Genomic DNA, 20,432 nt, shown 5'->3' with positions numbered 1-20,432 from the left:
GACAGGGTATGAGCCGCTCATGGCGACCATCGAACAGGAAGGGGCCCGCACCGGCGGGCCGCGGCCGGGGCTGACGCTGCGCCGTCGTGCTGCGCTGTTCGGCCGCCGCATGCTGCGCGCCATCTCCGGGCGCGCGGCCTCCAGCCTGACCCGGCGCATCGTCGTCCTCAACCTCGCCGGCCTCGTCGCTCTGCTCGTCGGCTTCCTCTATCTCAACCAGTTCCGCGAGGGCCTGATCGAGGCTCGGGTGCAGAGCCTTCTGACCCAGGGCGAGATCATCGCCGGCGCCATCGCCGCCTCCGCCACGGTCGAAACCGACACGATCGCGATCGATCCCGACAAGCTCCTGCAGATGCAGGCGGGCGAGAGCGGCGCCATCGCCGAGGATCCGCTCGATTTCTCGATCAATCCGGAAAAGGTCGCTCCGCTGCTGCGCCGGCTGGTGACGCCGACCAAGACGCGCGCCCGCATCTACGACAAGGACGGGATGCTGACGCTGGATTCGCGCAACCTCTATTCGCGTGGCGACATCCTGCGGCTCGATCTGCCGCGCATCGGCGAGAGCGACGAGCCGCCCTTGCTCGAACGAACCTGGAACCTGCTGCGCAACCGGCTCGGCCGCGCCGACGTGCCGGCCTATGACGATTTCGCCAACGCCAATGGCAGGTCATATACCGAGGTCGCCCGGGCGCTCGCCGGCTCGCCGGCTAGCGTGGTGCGCGTCAACACCCGCGGTGAGACCATCGTCTCTGTTGCGGTGCCGGTGCAGCGCTTCCGGGCCGTGCGCGGCGCGCTGCTGCTGTCGACCCAAGGCGGCGACATCGACGCCGTCATCGCCTCCGAGCGCTACGCCATCTTCCAGGTCTTCGCGGTCGCGGCCGGCGTGATGATCATCCTCTCGGTGCTGCTCGCCGGGACCATCGCCGAGCCGATCCGCAAGCTCGCCGACGCCGCCCAGCGCGTCCGCCGCGGCGTCAAGTCGCGCGAGGAGATCCCGGACTTCTCCAGCCGCCATGACGAGATCGGCCATCTTTCCGGCTCGTTCCGCGAGATGACCCAGGCGCTCTACAATCGCATGGAGGCGATCGAGCGCTTCGCCGCCGACGTCGCCCATGAACTGAAGAACCCGCTGACCTCGCTGCGCAGCGCCGTCGAAACCCTGCCGCTGGCCAAGAGCGAGGACTCGCGGGGCCGTCTGCTCGCGGTGATCCGCCATGACGTGAAGCGGCTTGATCGGCTGATCACCGATATCTCCGACGCCTCGCGCCTCGATGCCGAGCTCGCGCGCGACGATGCCGTCCCGCTCGACGTTGCCCAGCTGGTCGAGGCGGTCGTCTCGGTCCAGAACCAGATCCGGCGCGACGGCCAGCCAATCGTCGAGCTCACGGTTGACCGGCGTGGCGGCCAGCGCCCGGGCGCGGATCCTTTCCGCGTGCTGGGCCACGATTCCCGCCTCGGCCAGGTCTTTGTCAACCTGATCGAGAACGCTCGGTCCTTCTCGCCGGCCGACAAGCCGGTCAGGGTCAAGCTCTCGCGGGTTGCTGGCGACGTGCTGATCACCATCGAGGATGACGGTCCCGGCATTCCGCCGCATGCGCTGGAGCGGATATTCGAGCGCTTCTACACCGACCGGCCCGAAAGCGGCTTCGGCCAGAATTCCGGCCTCGGCCTGTCGATTTCGCGCCAGATCGTCGAAGCCCATCGCGGCACGATCCGGGCCGAGAACCGCTATGCCTCCGAGCAGTCGGAAGGCGAGGACAAGCGGCTCGGCGCCCGCTTCATCGTGCGCCTGCCGGCCGCGGCGCAGCCGGCATGAGCGCGGCGCCTCCGCTTCGCCTGCATGCCAGTGCCGTCGTGATCGGCGAGGCCGGCATCCTGATCCGCGGCCCCTCCGGTGCCGGTAAGTCCACCCTGGCGTTGGCGCTGGTCGGGCTGGCGCAATCGCAGGACCGTTTCGCCAGGCTGATCGCCGACGATCGCACTGAAATTGCCGTCAAGGCCGGCCGCCTCCTCGCTGCGCCGGTGCCGCCGATCGAGGGCCTCGTCGAGCGCCGTGGCCTCGGCCTGACGCCGGAGCCGCATCTGGCCGCCGCGGTGCTCCGGCTGGTGATCGATTGCGGCAGCGAACCCGAGCGCATGCCGGAGCCGGAGGCGCTGGTCGAGACCGTCGCCGGCATCACCTTGCCGCGGCTCTCCGTGCTGCCGAGGGCCGGCGACGAACGTCTGATCCTGACGGCGCTTGCACTGTTCGCCGGCTCTGATTGAATTGCTTTTCGACGAGTTCGAGACAAGCGCCTTGCCTATCCTTCGCACCTGCCGCATAAACCGCGACCTTGTCCGGGCGCCGATGGGCGCTCTTCGGTGGGACTGAATGATCGGACTCGTGCTTGTTACGCATGGGCACCTGGCGACGGAATTCCGCGCCGCGCTCGAGCATGTCGTTGGCCCGCAAGCCAACCTGGCCACCATCGCCATCGCCCCCGATGACGATATGGAGGGCCGTCGGCGCGACATCATCGCGGCGGTGGAGCAGGTCGAGACCGGCCAGGGCGTCATCGTCCTCACCGACATGTTCGGCGGTACGCCCTCCAATCTCGCCATTTCCGTGATGGAGCCGGGCCGGATCGATGTCGTTGCCGGCATCAATCTGCCGATGTTGATCAAGCTCGCCAGCGTGCGCGAGGAGAAGACCCTCGACGAGGCCGTCAGCAGCGCGCAGGATGCGGGCCGGAAATACATCACGGTGGCCAGCCGCGTGCTCGCGGGCAAATGAGTTCGGGTAAGTGAGGTTCGGCGTGCAAAGCATGCGCGAAGACGAGATCCGCGACGAAGATTGCGACTGCACCGAGGTCGAGATCCCGGCCGGTGCCGTCTATGGTGAGTTCCAGATCGTCAACAAGAAGGGCCTGCACGCCCGCGCCACCGCGAAATTCGTGCAATGCGCCAGTCAGTTCGACGCCGATATCACCGTCTCTCGCTGCGGCGAGACCGTCGGCGCCACCTCGATCATGGGCATCCTGACCCTGGGCGCCGGCATCGGCTCGACCATTACCGTGGTCGCCAAGGGCGCCGACGCCAAGGATGCGCTGCAGGCACTGGGCGCGCTCGTCGCCGACCGGTTCGGCGAGGGCGAATAGGCGGCGATCTGGAGCGCGCTCTCGGCGCTGTCCGCGTCTGTCTACCGCATCGTCATGCTCGTTCCCTGATCGGCTTTTTCCGAATGCTCATGACCGGGCGCCTCTCGATCCGTCGCATCCGGGAAAAGGCTGGTGGCCACAGCAGAGGTTCGGAGCAGGGTTTGCCGCGCGGTTTGCTGCGGATATAAAGACATCTTTATATCTTTGATTGCCTTCCGGCAGGCTCCCTGCTAGAGAGCCGCCATCATTCAAAGAACGATCGATTGGAGCCTCCCCGTGTCGAAGCAGGATTACGTCGTCAAGGACATCAGCCTCGCGGATTACGGCCGCAAGGAAATCAACATGGCCCAGGACGAGATGCCGGGCCTGATGGCGATCCGCGCCGAGCACCAGGGCAAAGCCCCGCTCAAGGGCGCCCGCATCGCCGGCTGCCTGCACATGACCATCCAGACCGCCGTGCTGATCGAGACCCTCAAGGAGCTCGGCGCGGACGTGCGCTGGTCGTCCTGCAACATCTTCTCGACCCAGGATCATGCCGCCGCGGCGATCGCCGCCACCGGTACCCCGGTCTTCGCCATCAAGGGCGAGACGCTGGAAGAGTACTGGGAGTACGTGCTGCGCACCGCGACCTGGGGCGACGGCGGCACGCCGAACATGATCCTCGACGATGGCGGCGATCTGACCATGCTGATCATCCTCGGCGCCGAGGCCGAGGCCGGCAACGCCGCCTTCCTCGACAAGCCGGGCAATGAGGAAGAGACGATCTTCTTCGCGCTGATCAAGCGCGAGCTGAAGGCCAATCCGGGCTGGTTCACCAAGACCCGCGCCGCGATCAAGGGCGTCTCCGAGGAGACCACCACCGGCGTGCACCGCCTCTACGAGCTCGCCAAGGCGGGCCGTCTGCCGTTCCCGGCGATCAACGTCAACGACAGCGTCACCAAGTCGAAGTTCGACAACCTCTATGGCTGCCGCGAGTCGCTGGTCGACGCCATCCGCCGCGGCACCGACGTGATGATGTCGGGCAAGGTCGCGGTCGTCGCCGGCTATGGCGACGTCGGCAAGGGCTCGGCCGCCTCGCTGCGCCAGGCCGGCTGCCGCGTGCTCGTCACCGAGATCGACCCGATCTGCGCCCTGCAGGCGGCGATGGAAGGCTATGAGGTCGTCACCATGGAAGATGCCGCGCCGCGCGCCGACATCTTCTGCACCGCGACCGGCAACCTCGACGTCATCACCGTCGACCACATGCGCGCGATGAAGCACCGCGCCATCGTCTGCAACATCGGCCACTTCGACTCGGAAATTCAGGTCGCCGGCCTGAAGAACTTCAAGTGGGACAACGTCAAGCCGCAGGTCGACGAGATCGAGTTCCCCGACGGCAAGCGCATCATCCTGCTCTCGGAAGGCCGCCTGGTGAACCTCGGCAACGCGACCGGCCACCCGTCCTTCGTGATGTCCTGCTCGTTCTCGAACCAGACGCTGGCTCAGATCGAGCTCTGGAACCATCACGCCAAGTACGAGAACAAGGTCTACACCCTGCCCAAGCACCTCGACGAGAAGGTCGCGGCGCTCCACCTCGCCAAGGTCGGCGCCAAGCTGACCAAGCTCAACGACGCTCAGGCGAAGTATATCGGCGTCGCGCAGGCCGGCCCGTTCAAGCCGGAGCTCTATCGCTACTGACACCTTCGTCCGGCCGCTGCCGGCCGGGCGAAGCGACATCGCGCATCGGGAACCGGTTTCCCGGACGAGGCGCCCATCTTTCGAAAGCCCGGCCTTGCGCCGGGCTTTTTCGCGTTCGGGGCCGGCCGCAGCCTTTCATACTACTAATAGATGCGAGACGGCAGCTGGCATCAACTTGTTGACGCTCCTCTGGTGACCTCAAATCCGGCCGTCGCCATTTGGCCTTTACCGTCGATTAAGCACTTCCTGCCGGAGTCGTGCGGTGATTACAGTGGCACTGATTCGGGCTGCCGGCAGGCTTCGCATGTGGCGCCCGGTTTCGTGCAGCGGTGGCTTTGCGGGTTGCGGGCGTGGATCCCTGGAGGGAGCCATGGCCGGTTGTCGCGTTGGCCGCGACCGGCCGGCTGCGACCGGAAGATTGGCCTGGAACAGGACGGATGCGAGAATGAGACGGGCAAGGCAGGTCGGGCGGGAGATGAACGGAGTGGTCCGCCTCCTTCTGCCCGGGCTTGCCGGCGCTGCGCCGGCTCCGGCTCTCGCGCAGGCCGAGGCGCTGCTGCCCTTGCGGGCGGACTGGCTGAGCACTGGCGGACTTTCCCTGATTTTCGTCGGCCTCGTCGTCTTCGCCACCACCACCTCGATCCTCTATGTCCGTGAGCGCTCGCGCTGGACCCGCCGGGAAGGCGAGCTCGCCGCCGGGCTGGAAGCGGCGCGCGGCCATCAGGAGCGGCTCAGTGCCCTGCTCGCGAGCGACCGGCAGGTCGTGCTGAGCTGGGACGGGCCGAAGGCGAGCCCGGTGGTGGAGGGCGACAGCGGCTTTCTCGGCATTGGCGGCCCCGCCCCGGCGCTGGCATACGGCACGTGGGCGCCGCCGGCGGAGGCCAAGCGCCTCGAGCTGGCGACCGAGGCCCTCAAGGAGCGCGGCGAGGCCTTCTCCTTCACCTTCAGGGCCAAGGCGGGGCGTTTCGTCGATGCGGAAGGCCGGCCCGTCGCCGGTCGCGCCGTGATCCGCCTGCGCGAGGTCGGCGGCGAACGGGCGCGGGCGCTGGCGCTGGAGAATGAGCTCGGCAAGCTCGCCACCGACCATGCCGCGCTCACGACCTTGCTCGCCGGCGTGCCTCAGCCGGTCTGGATGCGCGCGACCGACGGCCGCCTGACCTGGGTCAACGCGGCCTATGCCCGTGCCGTCGAGGCCGCCGATTGCCAGCAGGCGGTCACGGCCGGGCTCGATTTGTTCGATCGCAGCGAGCGCGAGGCGGCGGCCAAGGCCCGCAAGGACGGGCGCGTCTTCCAGCTGCGCGCGCCCGTCGTTATGGCCGGCCAGCGCCGCATCGTCGACGTCATGGAGACGCCGACGCCGTCGGGCTATGCCGGCATCGCCACCGACATGAGCGAGCTGGAGGCGGTCCGTGCCGACCTGCAGCGCCAGATGGACGCGCATGTGCGCACGCTCGACCGGCTGAAGACCGGGGTCGCCGTCTTCGACGCCTCGCAGCGCCTGGTCTACCGCAACAGCGGCTACGAGGCGCTCTGGTCGCTCGACCCGGGCTTCCTCGACTCCAATCCGACGGATGGCGAGATCCTCGACCGCCTGCGCACCGAGCGCCGCCTGCCCGAGCTCGGCGACTACCGCACCTGGAAGGCGCAGGTCCACGCCGCCTATACCGCGACGCGCGCCAGCGAGGATTGGTGGTACCTGCCCGATGGGCGCACCGTGCATGTCGTCGCCAGCCCGAACCCGCAGGGCGGCGTCACCTATCTCTTCGATGACGAGACCGAGCGCTTCACCCTGGAATCGCGCTTCAACGCGCTCTCGCGTACCCAGCGCGAGACACTCGATTCCTTGCGCGAGGGTGTCGCGGTGTTCGGTTCGGACGGGCGCCTCAAGCTCTCCAATCCGGCCTTCGCCCAGCTCTGGAAGCTCACCCCGGAGCGCGCAGCCGCGGCGCCGCATATCGACGAGGTCGTGACCCTGAGCCGCCCGCTCTTCCCGGATGACGCGGTCTGGACCGAAATCCGCAGCGCCGTCGCCGGCGTGCGCGATGCGCGCGAGGATTATCGCTGCCATATGGAACGCCGCGACGGCACGGTGCTCGACTGCACGGCCACGCCGCTGCCCGATGGCGCGACGCTGATCACCTTCGCCGACGTCACCGCCGGCGTGAACGTCGAGCGGGCACTGACCGAACGCAACGACGCCCTGGAGCGCGCTTCGCGGCTTCGCGAGGAGTTCGTCCACCACGTCTCCTACGAGTTGCGCTCGCCGCTGACCAACATCATCGGCTTCGCGCAACTGCTCGGCGAGGAGACGGTCGGCGCGCTCAACGAAAAGCAGCGCGACTATACCGGCCACATCGTCCGGTCCTCCGGCGCGCTGCTCGCCATCATCAACGACATCCTCGACCTCGCCTCGATCGACAATGGCGCGCTGGCGCTCGATATCGAGGAGGTCGATGTCGCCAAGAGCATCGCCCAGGCCGCGACCGGGCTGCAGGATCGCCTGGCCGACAGCAAGCTCAGGCTGCAGGTCGACATCGCCCCCCAGACCGGCCCCTTGCGCGCCGATCCCAAGCGCCTGCGCCAGATCCTGTTCAACCTGCTTTCCAATGCGATCGGCTTCTCGCAACCCGGCCAGACCATTAGCGTCAGCGCCGGCCGCTTCGGCGGCGAGATCCGCATCACCGTCGCCGACGAGGGTCGCGGCATCCCGGACGAGGTCAAGGAGAAGGTGTTCGACCGCTTCGAGAGTCATTCGCTGGGATCGCGCCATCGCGGCGTCGGGCTCGGCCTGTCGATGGTCCGCTCGATTGTCGAGCTGCATGGCGGCCGCGTCGAGCTCGACTCCGCCCTGGGCAAGGGCACGCGTGTCACCGTCGTCTTCCCGCCTGAAGGCATGCGCATCTCGGACGCCGCTGAATGAGTGACGAGGCCGCGCGGGCGGGTACCCATACCGTCATCCTGCCGAACGAGGCCGCGACGGTCCGGCTGGCTGAGGACATCGCCGACATCCTCAAGACCGGCGACATCGTCGCGCTCTCCGGACATCTCGGCGCCGGCAAGTCGCTGCTGGCGCGGGCCATGCTGCGCCGCCTCGCCGGCGATCCGGCGCTGGAAGCGCCGAGCCCGACCTTCACTTTGGTGCAGAGCTATGACAGCGCGCGTGGGCTCCTGCTCCATGCCGATCTCTACCGCGTCCGCAGCCCCGACGAGCTCGACGATATCGGCCTGATCGAGGACCTCGACCTCGCGATGACCATCGTCGAATGGCCGGACCGGGCCGGCACGCGCCTCCCGGCGGGCCGGCGGCTCGACATCGTGCTGGAGGTCGATCCGGACAACCCCGAGCAGGGCCGGATCGCGACGCTCTCCGGCGGCGTGCTCTGGCGCCAGCGGCTTGCGCTTGCGATCGGTGCCCGCCGCCTGATCGACGAAGCCGGCTGGAGCGAGGCGAGGCGCGAGTTCATGCTCGGCGATGCCTCGAGCCGCGCCTATGAGCGCCTGATCAGGCCGTCGGGCGAGACCGCGATCCTGATGATCTCGCCGCCGCGTCCGGATGGGCCGGCGATCCGCCAGGGCAAGCCCTACAGCGCCATCGCCCATCTCGCCGAGACCGTCGACGCCTTCGTCGCCATGGACAAGGCCCTGCGCTCGCTCGGCCTCTCGGCTCCGGACATCCTGGCACAGGATCTCGTCACCGGCCTGCTGATCATCGAGGACCTCGGGGCCGAGCCGGTCGTCGGCGCCGACGGGCCGATCCCCGATCGCTACGAGGCCGCCGCCCGCCTGCTCGCCGAACTGCACCGGCATGCCCTGCCGACGATTCTGCCGGTGGTCGAAGGGCGCGATCATGTCATGCCCGACTATGACCGCGAGGCGCTTGCCATCGAGACCGAGCTGGTGCTCGACTGGTATGCCCCGCACATCGCCGGCGTCACCTTGCCGGCGGTGACGCGGGCCGAGTTCAGCCGCATCTGGGACAAGCTGTTCGACGAGCTCTTCGAGACGCCGGCGACCTGGACCTTGCGCGACTATCATTCGCCGAACCTGATCTGGCTCCCCGATCGCGTCGGCCATGCCAGGCTCGGCCTGATCGATTTCCAGGACTCCGTGCTCGGCCACCCCGCCTATGATCTCGTCTCGCTCGGCCAGGACGCGCGCGTCGATGTGCCGGCGGCGCTGGAGCTGCGCCTGCTCGCCGCCTATGCGGGGGCGCGGCGTGGCACCGATCCCCATTTCGACGTGCCGGGCTTCGCCCGCGCCTATGCCATCCTCGGCGCCCAGCGCAACACCAAGATCGCCGGCATCTTCGCGAGGCTTGACCGCCGCGACGGCAAGCCGGGCTATCTCAAGCACTTGCCACGGATCGAGGCTTACCTGCGCCGCAATCTCGAACAACCGGCGCTGGCGGAGCTGAAGGCCTGGTACGAGACCTATCTCCCCAAGCTCTATGCCGGGCAGGAGAAGCCGGAGGCGAAGGTCGAGGCCGATCCCGCGGAGCAGGACCGGCCCGAGCCCGAGCAGAGTGAGGCCTGAGCCGGGCGCTCAGCCCGGCCCGGCCCCCTGCGTGCCCAGATAGAGCGCATAGATCGACTGGCTCGCCGCCATGAACAGTCGGTTGCGCTTGGGTCCGCCGAAGCAGACATTGCCGCAGACCTCCGGCAGCCGGATGCGGCCGATCAGCTTGCCCTCCGGGTTGAAGCAGAGCACGCCGTTGTAGCCGACCGCGCGCCCGGCATTGCTGGAGGCCCAGAGATTGCCCTGCACGTCGCAGCGCAGTCCGTCAGGCCCGCATTTCACCCCGTCGACCATGCAGTCGGAGAACAGCTTGCCGTTGGTAAGCTTGTTGTCGGTGCCGACGTCGAAGACGTGGATGTCGCCCTTGCCGCCGGGGCCGGTATCGCCAGGGCCCTTGCCGGTCGAGGCGATGTAGAGCTTCTTGTAGTCCGGCGAGAAGCATAAGCCGTTCGGATCGGGGACCTGCTGCTCGGTGACGACGAGATCGACGCGGCCGCTGGGATCGATGCGATAGCAATTCGTCGGCAGCTCGCGCTTGTAGAAGCCGATCTCGGGCGGCTGGCCGAGCCGGGGATTGATCTTGCCGCTGGTGTTGCTCGGCCCGCCGGCCGCATCGGGCGCGCCCTCATAGAGCTGGCCGCCATAGGGCGGGTCGGTGAACCAGTAGCTGCCATCGGGATGCTGGACGATATCGTTCGGCGAGTTCAGCCGCTTGCCGTCGAACTTGTCGGCGAGGATCGTCACCGAGCCGTCGAGCTCGTAGCGCACGACGCGGCGGTTGAGATGCTCGCAGGAGAGCTGCCGGCCCTGGAAATCGAAGCTGTTGCCGTTGCTGTTACCCGATGGCGTGCGGAAGACGCTGACGCGGCCGTCATCCTCGAGCCAGCGCATCTGCCGGTTGTTCGGGATGTCGCTCCAGACGAGATAGCGCCCCTGTGCGTTCCAGGCCGGGCCTTCCGCCCAGAGTGCTCCGGTCCACAGCCGCTGGATCGCGGCATTGGGCTGGGCCAGCCCTTCGAAGGCGGGATCGACGGCGAGGACGTCCGGGTCCCAGAAATAGGTGGTCGGCGCGCCGCCGCGGCTGAAATCGCGCGGCGGCGTCGTGATCGTCGTGGGCGGGCCGGGCCTTGCAGCCGGAGCCTGCGCCAGGGCCGTATCGGCGGCAGCGGCGAGGGCTCCTGCGCCGGCAACCTGCAACAGGCGGCGGCGTGACAAGGTGGGGCGTGATTCATCGATCATGCGTTGCTGCATCGGTGACCTCCCTGGGTTGAACTTATGCTGTTCTTACCCGGCCATCGGGAGCGCCGATTGCGGCGGTGACGTGGCGGAAGGAGACCGCCTGGGCATGACGAGGCCTGCTCCAGCAGGGCTTCTCATCTGACTAAATCGGTTTAATGATGTGGAGTCCGCCTGCCGCCGGGATCGCCACTCACGCTGCGAGATCGGCGACGAGCGCATCGAGCAGCAGCGCGCCTTCCGGCGTCGCGGCGAGCCGGCCATTGGCCCTGCGGGTGAGGAAGCCTTCGGCGATCAGGCTGCCGATGCGGTTGCCGTTGAGCTTGCGCCCGGCCAGCCCCTCGAACACGTCGAGATCGATGCCTTCGACGAGCCGCAGGCCCATCAGCAGGTACTCGTCGCCCTGCGCCTCGGCCGAAAGTTTCTCGTTTTCGACCAAAGCGTCGCCGCCGGCCTCGACTCGCTCCAGCCAGGTCTCGGGGCGCTTCTCGGTCGATTGCGCGTAGCGGCCTTCCGCCGTCACCAGCCGGCCATGGGCGCCCGGCCCGATGCCGGCATATTCGCCATAGTGCCAGTAGATCAGGTTATGCCGGCATTCCGCGCCCGGCCTTGCATGGTTCGAGATCTCGTAGACCGGCAGCCCGTGCTTGGCCGTGATCTCCTGCGTCAGCTCGTAGAGCGCTGCGCCCGCATCAGGGTCGGGAATGGCGAGCTTGCCGGCCCTGTAGAGCTGGTCGAAGGCGGTGCCGGGCTCGATGGTGAGCTGGTAGAGCGAAAGATGCTCCGCCGCATGGCTGATCGCGAGCTCGAGCTCGGCCTGCCACAGCGCCGGTGTCTGGTTCGGCGAGCGGGCATAGATCAGGTCGAAGGAATAGCGCTCGAAATAGCGCCGCGCGATCGCGACCGCATCGAGCGCCTCCTGCGCCGAATGCATCCGCCCGAGCGCCTTGAGATCGGCATCGTTCAGCGCCTGCACGCCGAGCGAGACGCGGTTGACGCCGGCGGCGCGGAAATCGCGGAAGCGCCCGGCCTCGACGCTGGTCGGGTTGGCCTCCAGCGAGACCTCGCAATCGGGATCGACGGCCCAATGCTCACCGATCGCATCGAGGATCGCCCCGACCGTCGCACCCTCCATCAGCGAAGGCGTGCCGCCGCCGAAGAAGATCGAGGACACCGTGCGTCCGGGCGCCAGTTCGGCCCGCTGGGCGATCTCGCGGCGGAAGGCGGCGATATAGCGCGCCTGGTCCGGCGGCTGGTGCCGGACATGGGAGTTGAAGTCGCAATAGGGGCATTTGGCCAGGCAGAACGGCCAGTGCACATAGACGGCGAAGCCGGCATCCGCAGTCGGATGCGTCGGCACGCCGGGCCGCGCGGCAAGGGCGGCCGAAGGGCTCAAGCGGGCGCCCTCAGGCAGGCGGCGGCAAGCACATGGAAGGCGCGGGCCCGGTGCGACAGGCCGGGCGAGCCGTCCTTAGGGATGCCGTGCTTCTCCTCTGCGCTCATCTCGCCGAAGGTCTTGCCATGCCCGGCCGGCTGGAAGATCGGGTCGTAGCCGAAGCCGGCGGTGCCACGCGGCGCCTCGACGATCGTGCCGAAGACGCGGCCTTCGAACAATTCCTGATGCCCGTCCGGCCAGGCGATCACCAGCGCCGAGACGAAATGCGCCTTGCGCTGCTCGGGCGTGGTCGCGCCGCGCTTCGCAAGCTCGGCCTGCACACGGGCCAGCGCCGGGGCAAAATCCTTGCCCGGCCCGGCCCAGTTGGCCGAGAACAGGCCGGGCGCACCATCGAGCGCATCGATGCAGACGCCGGAATCGTCCGCGATAGCCGGCAGGCCGGAAGCCTTGGCCGCCGCCACCGCCTTGATCGCGGCGTTCTCGGCGAACATGTGGCCATCCTCCGCCGGCTCGGGCAAGCCAAGCTCGCCGGCCGAGACCAGCTCGACGCCATAGGGCGCCAGCAGCTCGCGCATTTCGCGCAATTTGCCTTGGTTGTGGGTCGCGATCACGACCTTGCCGGTGAGGAGGCGGTTCGTGGTCATGGCGTCAGGCCACCGCCGCCTTCTGCATCGCCACCAGCTTCGACACCCCGCCCTTGGCGAGCTTCAGCAGCGCCAGCAGCTCCTCCTCGGAGAACGGCGCGCCCTCGGCGGTGCCCTGCACCTCGACGAGACCGCCGGAGCCGGTGATGACGAAATTCGCGTCGGTCTGCGCGCCGGAATCCTCGACATAGTCGAGATCGATCACCGGATTGCCGGCAACGATGCCGCAGGAGATCGCTGCGACATGATCCTTCAGCGGATTGGCACCTTTCAGCATGCCGCGCCCCTCCATCCATTTCAGCGCGTCGTGCAGCGCGACCCAGGCGCCGGTGATCGAGGCGGTGCGGGTGCCGCCATCGGCCTGCAGCACGTCGCAATCGACGACGATCTGGCGCTCGCCGATCGCGGTCAGGTCGACCACGGCGCGAAGCGAACGCCCGACCAGGCGCTGAATCTCCTGCGTGCGGCCCGAGGGCTTGCCGGAGGTGACCTCGCGGCGGGTGCGCTCATGCGTGGCGCGCGGCAGCATCGAATATTCGGCGGTGACCCAGCCCTTGCCGGTGCCGCGCAGCCACGGCGGCCCCTTTTCCTCGACTGTGGCGGCGCAGAGCACCTTGGTCTCGCCGAAGGTGACCATGCACGAGCCTTCCGCATAGCGCACCACGCCGCGTTCCAGCGTGACCTTCCGCATCTCGTCGGCTGCGCGCTTCGAGGGTCTCATCGTGTCTTCCTGTCTTTTGGAGTCGGCGGCTTGTAGGCGCTTAAGCGGGGTGCGGCAAGGCGAGCGGCCATGGGACTTGATCCCGCCGCGCCCAGCGGGGACAATGGATCATGCAGTTGAGGTTGTTCGCCACGGAATGAGCGCCCATACGCGCCCCGAGACACCCGGCGGCCTGGTCGAGATCGACCAGCGCTCGCGCGAGATCTTCCGGCAGATCGTCGACGGCTACCTCACCACCGGCGAGCCGGTCGGCTCGCGCAACATCGCCCGGCTGCTGCCGATCGCGCTGTCGCCGGCGACGGTGCGCAATGTCATGACCGATCTGGAGATGGCGGGGTTGATCTACGCTCCGCACACCTCGGCCGGGCGGCTGCCGACCGAGCGGGGCCTGCGCTTCTTCGTCGACGGCATGATGGAGGTCGGCAATCTCACCTCGGACGAGCGCGGCCGCATCGAGGCGCAGATCAGGGCCGCCGCCAGCAATCGCTCGCTCGACCAGACGCTGACCGAGGCCTCGGCCTTGCTGTCTGGCCTGTCGCGCGGCGCCGGCGTCGTCGTCACCACCAAGGCCAATGTGCGCCTGCGCCATATCGAATTCGTCCGGCTCGATGCCGGCCGCGCGCTCGCCGTGCTCGTCGCCGATGACGGCACGGTCGAGAACCGCATCCTGGCGCTGCCGGCGGGCCTGCCGGCGTCGGCGCTGGTCGAGGCCGGCAACTTCCTCAATGCCCGCATCGTCGGCAAGACGCTCGACGAGCTTCGCCGCGAGATCGCCGACAGCCGCGCCCTGATGGAGCGCGAGCTCGACGAACTGACCGCCCGGCTGGTCGAGACCGGGATAGCGACGAGCTCCGGCCCTTCCGGCGACCGGCATCTCATCGTGCGCGGCCAGGCCAATCTGCTGGAGGACCTGAAGGCGCAGGAGGATCTGGAGCGCATCCGCCTGCTCTTCGCCGATCTGGAGACGCAGACCGAACTGATCGACCTGCTCTCGCGGGCCGAGGCCGGCGACGGCGTGCGCATTTTCATCGGCTCGGAGAACAAGCTGTTCTCGATGTCGGGTTCCTCGATCATCGCCGCGCCTTTCCGCGATGGCGGCCAGCGCATCGTCGGCGTGGTCGGCATCATCGGCCCGACCCGGCTGAACTATGCCCGGATCGTGCCGATGGTTGACTACACCGCCAAGGTGGTCGGGCGCCTGCTCGATGGCGGGCGATGAGGCGGCCGCTGCCGGCTGCTGCGTTGCTGGCGGGAGTGCTGCTGATGGCCGGAGCGAGCGGAGCACAGACCGGCCTGCTCGAAGCGGCCGCCCGTGGTGATCTTGCCGCGGTGAATCGCCTGATCGCCGCCAAGGCGGATATCGAACAGCGCGATGGCCAGCGTCAGACGGCGCTCCTGCTCGCCGTCGCCGGCAATCATGTCGCCGTCGCCAAGGCGCTGCTGGCGGCAGGCGCTAATCCCAACGCCCAGGCGTCGAACCAGGACACGCCCTGGCTTCTGGCCGGCGCCAGCGGCCGCACCGAGATCATCGCGGCGATGCTGCCGCTGAAGCCCGATCTCACTATCCGCAACCGCTATGGCGGCAATGCCCTGATCCCGGCCTGCGAGCGCGCCCATGTCGAGACCGCCAAGCTGCTCCTGACATCAGGCATCGACGTGAATCACGTCAACAATCTCGGCTGGACCTGTCTGCTGGAGATCGTGATCCTCGGCGATGGCGGCCCGCGCCATCAGGAGGTGGCCCGGCTCGTGCTATCTGCGGGCGCCGACCCCAATCTCGCCGACAAGGATGGCGTCAGCCCGCTCCAGCACGCCCGCAAGCGCGGCCAAAGCGAGATCGCCAAGCTGATCGCGGCGGCCGGCGGGCGCTGAGCGTTATTCCAGCCAGTCGGTGACGAAGCGCTCGCTGGCGTGGATGTCGATCGATTCCAGTACCTCCGGCCCGAGGCTGCGGAATTTATGTGGCACGCCGGCCGGCACGACCAGGATTTCCCCGGGTCCGGCCTCGATTTCCTGGTCACCGATCGTGTAGAGCGCCCGCCCGGCGCGCACGATGAAGGTCTCGGGATAGGGATGGCTGTGCAGCCTCGGCCCCTTGCCGGGCTCGGCCCGGACGAAGATCAGCGAGACCTCGCCGCCGAAGCCCTGCACCTCGCCATGCCATTCGCCTGGGGTCTCGGACCAGTCCTCGCGGCGTATGGCGCGCTGTGTCGTGGTTTCGTCCGCCATCTCAGCCACGCGCCGCGATCGCCGCCGCGGCGCCCGCCATCACGCCGCCGGTGACGCGGTTGATCCGGCGCATGGTGCGCGGGCTCGCCACCAGCCGGCGCGCCCTGTCGGCGGCGAAGGCATAGCCGAGCAGGGTGGTGTTGATGATCAGCATGGTCAGCACAGCGACCTCGGCGAAGGCCAGCGGCGTGATCGCCTGCAGATCGACGATCAGCGGCAGGATCGAGACGAAGAACACCATCACCTTGGGATTGCCGAGCGTCAGCGCGACGCCGCCGAGGAAGAGGCGGATACCCTCGCCGCGCATCGCCGGCTGGTCTTCCAGGCTCCTCACCGGCGCGGTCCAGAGCTTCCAGGCGAGATAGACGAGATAGGCGCAGCCGGCATACTTGATGATCAGGAACAGGCCGTGGAAGTTCTGCATCAGCACGGACAGGCCGAGCGCCGAGAAGGCCAGCCAGACCAGGTCGCCGGCTGCGATGCCCAGCACGAAGGGCACGGCCCGCCGGAAGCCGGTCGAGAGCGAGCGCGCCACGATCGCCGCGATGCCTGGCCCCGGCGAGGCGACGGCGAGGAAATAGACACCGGCGAAAACCAGAAGCCCGGCGAGATCCATCGAGCGTTGCTCCCCAAAAAGACGTTGTTGGCGCCATGCTAGCAGCAAGCCGATCCCGCGTCTTATCGGCAAGCGTGATGGTGCTGATCAGCGATTCTGACGCATCGCCGCCCTAATGCTGTCAGGAGACGGGGCGGACCTCGCCCGGCGTGACCAGCAAACGCTGGGCTCCGGCCGGGAGATCGCCGAACAGGGCCGGGTCTGCGCCGGTCATCCAGACCTGGCAGCCGAGCTCGGCCAGCGCTCCATAGAGCGCCGCCCGCCGGCGCGGATCGAGATGGGCGGCGACCTCGTCGAGCAGGACGAGCGGCGGCAGCTCGCTCATCCTCGCGACCAGACGGGCATGAGCGAGCACCAGCCCGATCAGCAGCGCCTTCTGCTCGCCGGTCGAGCCCTGTCCGGCCGGGATATCCTTGGCGGCATGGCGCACGGCGAGATCGGAAGCCTGCGGGCCGGCGAGGGTGCGCCCTGCCGCCTTGTCGCGCGGGCGCATCTCCCGCAGGAGCTCGCGATAGCGATCCTCGGCGTCGAGCGCCGGCAAGGTCGCGACCAGAGCGTCGATCTCACCTTCCAGTGCGATCTCGGCCTGCGGGAAGGGCGAGGTCTCGTCCGCGGTCTGCGCGATGATGGCGGAGAGCCGGGCCACGGTCTCGGCGCGTGCGGCCGCGACGGCGACGCCGAGCTCGGCGATCTCGCGCTCGACCGCGTCGAGCCAGCGCTGCTGGTGCGGGCTCTCGTCGAGGATGCGGTTGCGCGAGCGCAGCGCCTTTTCCAGCGCATTCGAGCGCGTGCCATGCCCGGGATCGACCGCCAGCACCAGCCGGTCGAGGAAGCGGCGGCGATCGCCGGCGGCGCCGCGGAACAGCCCGTCGAGATCGGGCGTCAGCCAGACCAGCCTGACATAATCGCTGAAGGCCAGCGCCGAGCCGGCCGGGGCGCCGTCGATCCGGGCGATCCGGGCCCGCCGGCCCTCGGCATCGGGCGGCTCCAGGCCGATGCCGAGCCGCGCCCCGTCATCGGCGAGACCGATCGAGGCGGCGAAGCCGCCATCGCCCGGCTGGCGCACCATGTCGGAGAGGTCGGCGCGCCTGAGGCCGCGCCCGGGCGCGAACAGCGACAGGGCTTCGAGCAGATTGGTCTTGCCGGCGCCGTTCTCGCCGCACAGCGCAACGAGCCGACCCTCGATCGCGAGATCGAGGGTTGGATAGGAGCGGAAATTCTGCAGCGTTAGGCGTGCGACCGCGGTCAAGATGCGCTCGCGGGATCAGACCCGCATCGGCATCAGCACATAGAGGGCCGAAGCGCCTTCGCGGTCCTGGATCACCGTCGGCGAGCCCGGGTCGGCGAGCTTGAGCAGCGCAGTGTCGCCGTCGAGCTGGGCGGCGATGTCCATCAGATAGCGCGCGTTGAAGCCGATATCGAGCGGGCCGGCGTCGTAGTCGACCTCGATCTCCTCGGTCGCCGAGCCGGAATCGGGATTGGTCACCGAGAGCGTCATCCGGCCATCGGCCATGGAGAGCTTCACGGCGCGGCCACGCTCGGACGAGATCGTCGAGACGCGGTCCACGGAGGCCGCGAAATCGCCCCGGTCGACGGTGAGCAGCTTGTCGTTTCCGGAGGGGATGACGCGCTGATAGTCGGGGAAGGTGCCGTCGATCAGCTTGGAGGTCAGCACGACCTCGGCCGTGGCGACGCGGATCTTGGTGGCGGAGAGCTCGATCTGGACCTCGCTCTCGCCGTCCTCCAGCAGCTTCTGGATCTCGGCCACGGCCTTGCGCGGCACGATCACGCCGGGCATGCCGAGCGAGCCCTGCGGGGCCGCGGTGTCGACGCGGGCGAGGCGATGGCCATCGGTCGCGACGGCGCGCAGCACCGGGCGCCCGTCGACGTCGATGGCGTGCAGATAGATGCCGTTGAGATAGTAGCGCGTCTCCTCGGTCGAGATCGCGAACTGGGTCTTGTCGATCAGGCGCTTGAACTCGCCGGCCGGCAGCACGAAGCGGTGCGCCATCTCGCCGGCGGTGATGTCCGGGAAATCGCTTTCCGGCAGCGTCTGCAGGGTGAAGCGGGAGCGGCCCGAGCGCAGCACCATCTGGCCGGTCTCGCCGGTGGTCTCCAGCGAGACCTGCGAGCCGTCTGGCAGCTTGCGGACGATGTCGTAGAGCGTGTGCGCGGGGACCGTGGTCGCGCCGGACTCGACCACGTCGGCCGGCACGGTCTCGACCACCTCGATGTCGAGGTCAGTCGCCTTCAGCTTCAACCCATCCTCGCTGCCGCGCAGCAGGAGATTCGACAGGATCGGGATCGTGTTGCGCCGCTCGACGACACGATGGACATGCCCGAGCGACTTCAGGAGCGTGGAGCGTTCGACCGTAACCTTCATGGCGTCTTCTGGCATGCTGGCGCCCGCGGCGAGCCGGCAGGCAGAAAGGTGGCCCGCGACATTGCCGGACGGCCGGGCCGCGCGCAAGGGCGCGCGCGCCCGCCTGCACAGTTAACGCAAGAGTGGCCGCCCGAGGCTCACTCCTGCAGCATGCGCTTCAGGAGGTCGACCTCGTCATGGAGGAGACGGTCCTCGACGATGGCCTTCTCGATCTTGCGCACCGCATGCAGCACGGTGGTGTGGTCGCGCCCGCCGAAGCGGCGTCCGATCTCGGGCAGCGAGCGTGGCGTCAGCGCCTTGGCGAGATACATCGCGATCTGGCGCGGCTTGACCACCGCCGCTGTCCGGCGCTCCGACAGGATGTCGGCGCGGCTGACATTGTAGCGGGTCGCGACCAGCTTCTGGATGTCCTCGATCTTGACCCGGCGCGGCTCGCGCGTCCGGACGAGATCGCGGATCGCCGCTTCCGCCGTCTCCATCGTCACGCTGGCGCCGGTCAGCGTCGCATGCGCCAGGATGCGGTTGGCGGCGCCGTCGAGATCGCGACCATTGGTGGCGACGAGCTTGGCGACATAGGCGATCACGTCCGGATTGACGTGGAAGCTCGGATGGGCGGCCTTCAGCCCGTCGAGGCGGGTGGTCAGGATCTTGACCCGCAGCGCCTCGTCGAGCTCGCCGATCTCGACGACGAGGCCGCCGGCGAGCCGGGAGCGGATGCGCTCGTCGAGCGCCTCCAGATCGGTCGGCAGCCGGTCGGCGGCGACGACGATCTGCTTGCCGGCATCGATCAGCGCGTTGATCGTGTGGCCGAATTCCTGCTGGATCGAGCGGCCCTGGATGAACTGGACGTCGTCGACGATCAAAAGGTCGATGCCGCGCAGCTTCTCCTTGAAGGCGAGCGCCGTCTGCGACTTCAGCGCGGCGACGAAGCCGTACATGAAGCGGTCCGCGGTGAAATAGGCGACGCGCTTGCCGTGCTGGCGCGCATCCTGGGCGATCGCCTGGATCAGATGCGTCTTGCCGAGGCCGACACCGGCATGGAGATAGAGCGGGTTATAGGGCGTCGAGCCGGCGGGCGCCGCCGAAATCCGCTCGGCGGCGGCGAAGGCGAGCGCATTCGACTTGCCGACGACGAAGCTCTGGAAGGTCATGCGCCGGTCGAGGAGCGTGCCGCAGGCGTCCATGGGGTCGCGATCGCTCGCCGGAGTGGCGGCCGAGGCGGGGGCGACATCCGACATCGGGGTGGCCGGGCGAGCCTGGGCCGGGCGCGCCCGCTGTGCCGAGAGGTCCTGGCAGGGCTCGCTGCTCTCTCTCGCCACCTGGCGCACCGAAAGGGCGACGCCGTTGGGCGCATCGAGCTCGGCCATGCAGTGCGCCCGCAGGCGCTCGGCATAATGGGCTTCGAGCCAGCTCTTCAGGAAGCGGGTCGGCACGGTGAGATGGGCGACACCTTCGACGACCGCGCCGATCTCGACGCGCGCGAACCAGCTCGAGAAGACGTCCTCGCCGAGTTCGGCGCGCAGGCGCCGGCGGACCCTGTCCCACCGGTCCTTGGCCCCGGCGACGCTCGCCGGCTCAGTCGGGGCAAGACTGGTCACCACAGGGGTGGCCGCAGCCTCAACCAGATTGCCAGTCTCGATCCGCTCGAACATTCCAATTGCCCCATTCCATTGTCGTGCATGTTGCCACCGCGTTTTCCGAGGTTGGCCATGCAGTGATCTGTTCATCGAGAAAAACGCTGCCCGCCTCCGGCGGCACGAAAGCCGCGAAGCGAGGTCTCCCAACGCTTTTCGAGGTAGAGCCGCGCGCTCTAAAAAGATCGGCCGCGGCTATGACTAATTTCCAGGCCTTTAAATCTTTGAGACATAGAAGCGCATT

Annotated in this window: 19 protein-coding genes; 9 read left to right on the top strand and 10 right to left on the bottom strand. The window is 68.3% G+C overall.

What is annotated here, in order from left to right:
* Positions 1–19: 19 nt before the first annotated feature.
* The 7 genes from CXY91_RS25385 (at position 20) to tsaE (ending at position 9,347) form a co-directional block, all read left to right on the top strand.
* Positions 20–1,816, top strand: a complete 1,797-nt coding sequence (locus CXY91_RS25385) for a sensor histidine kinase (protein WP_100964458.1) — start codon at positions 20–22, stop codon at positions 1,814–1,816.
* The gene (locus tag CXY91_RS25380; RefSeq protein ID WP_091835675.1) at positions 1,813–2,265 is read left to right on the top strand and encodes an HPr kinase/phosphorylase; all 453 of its coding nucleotides are present in this window, start codon (positions 1,813–1,815) and stop codon (positions 2,263–2,265) included. The genes CXY91_RS25385 and CXY91_RS25380 overlap by 4 nt, the downstream gene beginning before the upstream one ends.
* 106 nt (positions 2,266–2,371) lie before the next feature.
* A complete protein-coding gene (locus CXY91_RS25375) occupies positions 2,372–2,773 on the top strand; it encodes a PTS sugar transporter subunit IIA (RefSeq protein WP_100964456.1) in 402 nt (133 codons plus the stop codon).
* A gap of 31 nt (positions 2,774–2,804) precedes the next feature.
* Entirely contained in the window at positions 2,805–3,137 is a 333-nt protein-coding gene (locus tag CXY91_RS25370; protein WP_091835672.1) for an HPr family phosphocarrier protein, read from the top strand.
* Positions 3,138–3,413: 276 nt separating this feature from the next.
* Positions 3,414–4,814, top strand: a complete 1,401-nt coding sequence (gene ahcY, locus CXY91_RS25365) for an adenosylhomocysteinase (RefSeq protein ID WP_199777565.1) — start codon at positions 3,414–3,416, stop codon at positions 4,812–4,814.
* A 475-nt stretch (positions 4,815–5,289) separates the two neighbouring features.
* Positions 5,290–7,734, top strand: coding sequence for a sensor histidine kinase (locus CXY91_RS25360; protein WP_244543861.1), 2,445 nt, complete (start codon positions 5,290–5,292; stop codon positions 7,732–7,734).
* Positions 7,731–9,347 carry a tRNA (adenosine(37)-N6)-threonylcarbamoyltransferase complex ATPase subunit type 1 TsaE gene (gene tsaE, locus CXY91_RS25355; protein ID WP_100964452.1) on the top strand — a complete coding sequence of 539 codons (1,617 nt, stop codon included), beginning with the start codon at positions 7,731–7,733 and terminating at the stop codon, positions 9,345–9,347. Before CXY91_RS25360 ends, tsaE begins: the two co-directional genes overlap by 4 nt.
* Before the next feature lie 9 nt (positions 9,348–9,356).
* Here tsaE and CXY91_RS25350 read toward each other — a convergent pair whose 3' ends face one another.
* The 4 genes from CXY91_RS25350 to rph all read right to left on the bottom strand — a co-directional run bounded on the left by CXY91_RS25350 (position 9,357) and on the right by rph (position 13,326).
* Complete coding sequence (locus CXY91_RS25350; protein ID WP_248307639.1) at positions 9,357–10,568, bottom strand: SMP-30/gluconolactonase/LRE family protein; 1,212 nt, start codon at positions 10,566–10,568, stop codon at positions 9,357–9,359.
* A gap of 190 nt (positions 10,569–10,758) precedes the next feature.
* A complete protein-coding gene (gene hemW / locus CXY91_RS25345; protein ID WP_248307638.1) occupies positions 10,759–11,961 on the bottom strand; it encodes a radical SAM family heme chaperone HemW in 1,203 nt (400 codons plus the stop codon).
* On the bottom strand, positions 11,958–12,605 hold the full coding sequence (rdgB, locus tag CXY91_RS25340; RefSeq protein WP_100964448.1) for an RdgB/HAM1 family non-canonical purine NTP pyrophosphatase: 648 nt from the start codon (positions 12,603–12,605) through the stop codon (positions 11,958–11,960). Before rdgB ends, hemW begins: the two co-directional genes overlap by 4 nt.
* Positions 12,606–12,609: 4 nt before the next feature.
* The gene (gene rph, locus CXY91_RS25335; protein WP_091835654.1) at positions 12,610–13,326 is read right to left on the bottom strand and encodes a ribonuclease PH; all 717 of its coding nucleotides are present in this window, start codon (positions 13,324–13,326) and stop codon (positions 12,610–12,612) included.
* A 136-nt stretch (positions 13,327–13,462) separates the two neighbouring features.
* Here rph and hrcA point away from each other — a divergent pair, with 136 nt between their 5' ends.
* Together hrcA and CXY91_RS25325 are read left to right on the top strand one after the other, a co-directional pair.
* The gene (gene hrcA, locus CXY91_RS25330) at positions 13,463–14,545 is read left to right on the top strand and encodes a heat-inducible transcriptional repressor HrcA (protein WP_100964446.1); all 1,083 of its coding nucleotides are present in this window, start codon (positions 13,463–13,465) and stop codon (positions 14,543–14,545) included.
* Complete coding sequence (locus CXY91_RS25325; RefSeq protein ID WP_100964444.1) at positions 14,542–15,198, top strand: ankyrin repeat domain-containing protein; 657 nt, start codon at positions 14,542–14,544, stop codon at positions 15,196–15,198. Before hrcA ends, CXY91_RS25325 begins: the two co-directional genes overlap by 4 nt.
* A 3-nt stretch (positions 15,199–15,201) precedes the next feature.
* Here the strand turns inward: CXY91_RS25325 and CXY91_RS25320 are convergent, their stop codons facing one another.
* The 6 genes from CXY91_RS25320 to CXY91_RS30740 form a co-directional block, all read right to left on the bottom strand.
* On the bottom strand, positions 15,202–15,555 hold the full coding sequence (locus tag CXY91_RS25320) for a cupin domain-containing protein (protein WP_100964442.1): 354 nt from the start codon (positions 15,553–15,555) through the stop codon (positions 15,202–15,204).
* A gap of 1 nt (position 15,556) precedes the next feature.
* A complete protein-coding gene (locus tag CXY91_RS25315) occupies positions 15,557–16,171 on the bottom strand; it encodes a LysE family translocator (RefSeq protein WP_100964440.1) in 615 nt (204 codons plus the stop codon).
* Between the two features lie 121 nt (positions 16,172–16,292).
* Positions 16,293–17,420, bottom strand: a complete 1,128-nt coding sequence (gene recF, locus CXY91_RS25310; protein ID WP_248307637.1) for a DNA replication/repair protein RecF — start codon at positions 17,418–17,420, stop codon at positions 16,293–16,295.
* A gap of 15 nt (positions 17,421–17,435) precedes the next feature.
* Positions 17,436–18,554 (bottom strand): DNA polymerase III subunit beta, encoded by a 1,119-nt coding sequence (dnaN, locus tag CXY91_RS25305; protein ID WP_100964436.1) that lies wholly within the window; start codon positions 18,552–18,554, stop codon positions 17,436–17,438.
* Between the two features lie 137 nt (positions 18,555–18,691).
* Positions 18,692–20,206, bottom strand: coding sequence for a chromosomal replication initiator protein DnaA (gene dnaA, locus CXY91_RS25300; protein ID WP_100964434.1), 1,515 nt, complete (start codon positions 20,204–20,206; stop codon positions 18,692–18,694).
* Positions 20,172–20,432 (bottom strand): hypothetical protein (locus CXY91_RS30740; RefSeq protein WP_210202612.1); only part of this gene is annotated, 261 nt, incomplete at its 5' end. The genes CXY91_RS30740 and dnaA, both read right to left, overlap by 35 nt.

Source organism: Allobosea sp. FBZP-16 (genome assembly GCF_002831785.1).
In the GTDB taxonomy this organism is placed as follows: domain Bacteria; phylum Pseudomonadota; class Alphaproteobacteria; order Rhizobiales; family Beijerinckiaceae; genus Allobosea; species Allobosea lupini.
Note: the sequence above shows the minus strand (reverse complement) of the source record. Positions and strands in the feature narration are given on the sequence as shown.